General features: G+C 53.3%; 1 rRNA gene. It reads left to right on the forward strand.

The annotated features are described in order from the left end of the window. The first annotated feature begins 22 nt into the window (after nt 1–22). Nucleotides 23–2929: ribosomal RNA gene (locus HEM79_RS22065) — 23S ribosomal RNA — on the forward strand. The last annotated feature ends 26 nt before the right edge of the window (nt 2930–2955 follow it).

Genomic DNA, 2955 nt, shown 5'->3' on the forward strand with positions numbered 1-2955 from the left:
AAGAAACATCTTCGGGTTGTGAGGTTAAGCGACTAAGCGTACACGGTGGATGCCCTGGCAGTCAGAGGCGATGAAGGACGTGCTAATCTGCGATAAGCGTCGGTAAGGTGATATGAACCGTTATAACCGGCGATTTCCGAATGGGGAAACCCAGTGTGTTTCGACACACTATCATTAACTGAATCCATAGGTTAATGAGGCGAACCGGGGGAACTGAAACATCTAAGTACCCCGAGGAAAAGAAATCAACCGAGATTCCCCCAGTAGCGGCGAGCGAACGGGGAGCAGCCCAGAGCCTGAATCAGTGTGTGTGTTAGTGGAAGCGTCTGGAAAGGCGTGCGATACAGGGTGACAGCCCCGTACACAAAAATGCACATACTGTGAGCTCGATGAGTAGGGCGGGACACGTGGTATCCTGTCTGAATATGGGGGGACCATCCTCCAAGGCTAAATACTCCTGACTGACCGATAGTGAACCAGTACCGTGAGGGAAAGGCGAAAAGAACCCCGGCGAGGGGAGTGAAAAAGAACCTGAAACCGTGTACGTACAAGCAGTGGGAGCCCTGATTTATCAGGGTGACTGCGTACCTTTTGTATAATGGGTCAGCGACTTATATTCTGTAGCAAGGTTAACCGAATAGGGGAGCCGAAGGGAAACCGAGTCTTAACTGGGCGTTAAGTTGCAGGGTATAGACCCGAAACCCGGTGATCTAGCCATGGGCAGGTTGAAGGTTGGGTAACACTAACTGGAGGACCGAACCGACTAATGTTGAAAAATTAGCGGATGACTTGTGGCTGGGGGTGAAAGGCCAATCAAACCGGGAGATAGCTGGTTCTCCCCGAAAGCTATTTAGGTAGCGCCTCGTGAATTCATCTCCGGGGGTAGAGCACTGTTTCGGCAAGGGGGTCATCCCGACTTACCAACCCGATGCAAACTGCGAATACCGGAGAATGTTATCACGGGAGACACACGGCGGGTGCTAACGTCCGTCGTGAAGAGGGAAACAACCCAGACCGCCAGCTAAGGTCCCAAAGTCATGGTTAAGTGGGAAACGATGTGGGAAGGCCCAGACAGCCAGGATGTTGGCTTAGAAGCAGCCATCATTTAAAGAAAGCGTAATAGCTCACTGGTCGAGTCGGCCTGCGCGGAAGATGTAACGGGGCTAAACCATGCACCGAAGCTGCGGCAGCGACACTATGTGTTGTTGGGTAGGGGAGCGTTCTGTAAGCCTGCGAAGGTGGCCTGTGAGGGTTGCTGGAGGTATCAGAAGTGCGAATGCTGACATAAGTAACGATAAAGCGGGTGAAAAGCCCGCTCGCCGGAAGACCAAGGGTTCCTGTCCAACGTTAATCGGGGCAGGGTGAGTCGACCCCTAAGGCGAGGCCGAAAGGCGTAGTCGATGGGAAACAGGTTAATATTCCTGTACTTGGTGTTACTGCGAAGGGGGGACGGAGAAGGCTATGTTGGCCGGGCGACGGTTGTCCCGGTTTAAGCGTGTAGGCTGGTTTTCCAGGCAAATCCGGAAAATCAAGGCTGAGGCGTGATGACGAGGCACTACGGTGCTGAAGCAACAAATGCCCTGCTTCCAGGAAAAGCCTCTAAGCATCAGGTAACATCAAATCGTACCCCAAACCGACACAGGTGGTCAGGTAGAGAATACCAAGGCGCTTGAGAGAACTCGGGTGAAGGAACTAGGCAAAATGGTGCCGTAACTTCGGGAGAAGGCACGCTGATGCGTAGGTGAAGCGACTTGCTCGTGGAGCTGAAATCAGTCGAAGATACCAGCTGGCTGCAACTGTTTATTAAAAACACAGCACTGTGCAAACACGAAAGTGGACGTATACGGTGTGACGCCTGCCCGGTGCCGGAAGGTTAATTGATGGGGTCAGCCGCAAGGCGAAGCTCTTGATCGAAGCCCCGGTAAACGGCGGCCGTAACTATAACGGTCCTAAGGTAGCGAAATTCCTTGTCGGGTAAGTTCCGACCTGCACGAATGGCGTAATGATGGCCAGGCTGTCTCCACCCGAGACTCAGTGAAATTGAACTCGCTGTGAAGATGCAGTGTACCCGCGGCAAGACGGAAAGACCCCGTGAACCTTTACTATAGCTTGACACTGAACATTGAGCCTTGATGTGTAGGATAGGTGGGAGGCTTTGAAGCGTGGACGCCAGTCTGCGTGGAGCCGACCTTGAAATACCACCCTTTAATGTTTGATGTTCTAACGTGGACCCGTGATCCGGGTTGCGGACAGTGTCTGGTGGGTAGTTTGACTGGGGCGGTCTCCTCCTAAAGAGTAACGGAGGAGCACGAAGGTTGGCTAATCCTGGTCGGACATCAGGAGGTTAGTGCAATGGCATAAGCCAGCTTGACTGCGAGCGTGACGGCGCGAGCAGGTGCGAAAGCAGGTCATAGTGATCCGGTGGTTCTGAATGGAAGGGCCATCGCTCAACGGATAAAAGGTACTCCGGGGATAACAGGCTGATACCGCCCAAGAGTTCATATCGACGGCGGTGTTTGGCACCTCGATGTCGGCTCATCACATCCTGGGGCTGAAGTAGGTCCCAAGGGTATGGCTGTTCGCCATTTAAAGTGGTACGCGAGCTGGGTTTAGAACGTCGTGAGACAGTTCGGTCCCTATCTGCCGTGGGCGCTGGAGAACTGAGGGGGGCTGCTCCTAGTACGAGAGGACCGGAGTGGACGCATCACTGGTGTTCGGGTTGTCATGCCAATGGCACTGCCCGGTAGCTAAATGCGGAAGAGATAAGTGCTGAAAGCATCTAAGCACGAAACTTGCCCCGAGATGAGTTCTCCCTGACTCCTTGAGAGTCCTGAAGGAACGTTGAAGACGACGACGTTGATAGGCCGGGTGTGTAAGCGCAGCGATGCGTTGAGCTAACCGGTACTAATGAACCGTGAGGCTTAACCTTACAACGCCGAAGATGTTTTGGCGGAT

The organism is Escherichia sp. 93.0816 (assembly GCF_013368855.2).
Taxonomy (GTDB): domain Bacteria; phylum Pseudomonadota; class Gammaproteobacteria; order Enterobacterales; family Enterobacteriaceae; genus Escherichia; species Escherichia ruysiae.